This window comes from Actinomycetota bacterium, assembly GCA_005774595.1.
Taxonomy (GTDB): domain Bacteria; phylum Actinomycetota; class Coriobacteriia; order Anaerosomatales; family D1FN1-002; genus D1FN1-002.
This window is the reverse complement of sequence record VAUM01000305.1, coordinates 1-2,335: the sequence shown is the minus strand read 5'-3', so window position 1 is coordinate 2,335 and position 2,335 is coordinate 1. Positions and strand designations below refer to the sequence as shown.

Sequence of the window (2,335 nt, the reverse complement as noted above, 5' to 3'; positions counted from 1 at the left end):
CCCGCCGCACCCCCCAAGCCCCGCACGCTCGTCACGGGCTCGCTGTTCGCGCCCGTCCTGCGCCGCCTCGTCCCCGACGCGCAGGTCCTCTCGGTGCGCAACCGGTTCTTCGGCGGCAACGTGTCCGTAGCGGGCCTGCTCACCGGCACGGACATCATCCAGGCCATCAACGCGCACGGCGGGCACCGCTACGCGATCCCGGACTCCGTGCTCAACGTCGACGGCGTCACGCTCGACGACATGACGCCCGAGGACATCGCGCGCGAGACCGAGGTGTCGGTCGCCGTGGTAGAATCCAGCCCCGCCGGGCTCGCGGAGGCACTGGGCCTCGCAGCGCCGCAGGCGCCCCCCGACACCACCCCCTGAGAGGTCACGCACGCCATGCCTGTGCCCATCGTCGCCGTGGTCGGCCGCCCCAACGTGGGCAAGTCGACCTTCGTCAACCGCATCGCGCAGTCCCAGGACGCCATCGTGCACGAGCAGGCGGGCGTGACGCGCGACCGCAGCTATCACCGCGCCGAGTGGAACGGCGTGGACTTCATGCTCGTCGACACCGGCGGCATCGAGATGGCCACGGCGGATGCGTTCGGCTCATCGATCCGCGGCCAGGCGCTCGCCGCCGCCGAGGAGGCCGACGCCGTCGTCTTCATCGTCGACGGCCAGACCGGGGTGCAGGCTGACGACGAGGAGGTCGCGCGGCTGCTCAAGCGCAGCAAGACCCCGGTGTTCCTCGTCGTGAACAAGATGGACAACCCCGCCAAGGAAGAGGCCATCCACGAGTTCTGGGCGCTTGGCCTCGGCGACCCGCGGCCCGTCAGCTCGGTGCACGGTCACGGCACCGGCGACGTGCTCGACGACCTGGTCGCCGCCCTGCCGCTCATCGGCGAGGATGAGGCCGCCGACGAGATCCGCGTCGCCATCATCGGCAGGCCGAACGCAGGCAAGTCGTCGCTGCTCAACAAGCTCGCCGGCGCGGAGCGCTCGATCGTGTCCGAGGTCGCCGGCACCACGCGCGACTCGATCGACACGGTCGTCGAGCTGGGCGAGACCACGTACCGCCTCATCGACACCGCCGGCCTGCGCAGGCAGTCCAAGATCGACGAGTCGGTCGAGTACTACTCGTTCGTGCGGGCGCTGCGCTCCATCGACCGCGCCGACGTGGCGCTGCTCGTGGTCGACGCGTCGCTCGGCGTCACCGACCAGGATCAGCGCGTGGCGCGTTTCGCCGAGGAGCGCGGATGCGCGCTCGTGGTGCTGCTCAACAAGTGGGACGCGCTCGAGGACGACCTGGCCAAGGAGGCCGTCGAGGACGACCTGCCGCGCAAGCTGCACTTCGTCGACTACGCGCCGGTGCTGCGCATCAGCGCGCTGACCGGCCGCGGCGTGGCCAAGATCCTCGGCGCGGTGGACGCGGTGTACGAGGCGTTCTCCTCGGAGATCCCGACGAGCGCGCTCAACAAGCTGCTCACCGAGATGCGCGAGTTCGGCCACACGGTCAGCAAGGGCAAGCGGACGCTGCGGGTGAACTACGTGACGCAGACCGGCACGAAGCCGCCGATCTTCACGTTCTTCTGCAACCATCCGTCGCTGGCCGACGACAACTTCCGCCGCTACACCGAGAACCGCCTGCGCGGCGCGTTCGAACTCACCGGCACGCCCATCCGTCTGCGCTTCCGCAGCAAGGGGGAGAAGTGACGCTGCCGACCGTCGAGATGCCGGTGCCCGGTCCGCTGACGGCGGCTGCGGACGCGGCGAGCGCGGCGGTGGCCACGCTGCCGTGGTGGGCCGCGGCGCTCGGGTCGCTCGTGGTTGCGTACCTGCTCGGCGGCATCCCGTGGGGCGTCGTGGTCGCGCGCTTCTACAAGTTCGACCTCACGAAGGCCGGCTCGGGCAACACGGGCGCCACGAACGTGTTCCGCACGCTGGGGTGGCGGCCAGCGCTCATCACCGTGCTCGCCGACATCGCGAAGGGCGCCGTGCCCGCAGCGCTCGCGCTGTGGCTCACGCACGGCTGGACGGCGCAGTGGCACCGCGACCTGCTGGTGATCTGCGTCGGCGTGGCGGCGATGGCGGGGCACATGTACTCGCCGTACTTCAAGCTGCGCGGCGGCAAGGGGATCGCCACGGGCGCCGGCGCGATCGTCGTACTCATGCCGAAGGTCTTCCTGCTGCTGCTCGTCATCTTCGTGGTGGTGGTGGCGACGAGCCGCATCGTGTCGCTCGGGTCGCTGATCGTCGCGCTCGCGTTCCCGCTGGCGATCTGGCTGCTCTACGGGCAGGACCGACCGGCGCTGCTCGCGTTCGCCGCGCTCGGCGTGCCGCTCGTGTTCTGGGC

General features: G+C 70.6%; 3 protein-coding genes. All 3 read left to right on the top strand.

The features are described from left to right. The coding region (locus FDZ70_09430; GenBank protein ID TLM70021.1) for a DUF512 domain-containing protein at window positions 1-366 on the top strand (366 nt) is incomplete at its 5' end. Window positions 367-381: 15 nt separating this feature from the next. After that, entirely contained in the window at window positions 382-1,695 is a 1,314-nt protein-coding gene (locus FDZ70_09425) for a ribosome biogenesis GTPase Der (GenBank protein TLM70020.1), read from the top strand. Next, on the top strand, window positions 1,692-2,335 hold a 644-nt coding region (locus FDZ70_09420), incomplete at its 3' end, for a glycerol-3-phosphate acyltransferase (protein TLM70019.1). The genes FDZ70_09425 and FDZ70_09420, both read left to right, overlap by 4 nt.

Coding starts and splice junctions, on each gene's coding strand:
- FDZ70_09425 (TLM70020.1), top strand. CDS start 382: ATGCCTGTGCCCATCGTCGCCGTGGTCGGCCGCCCCAACGTGGGCAAG.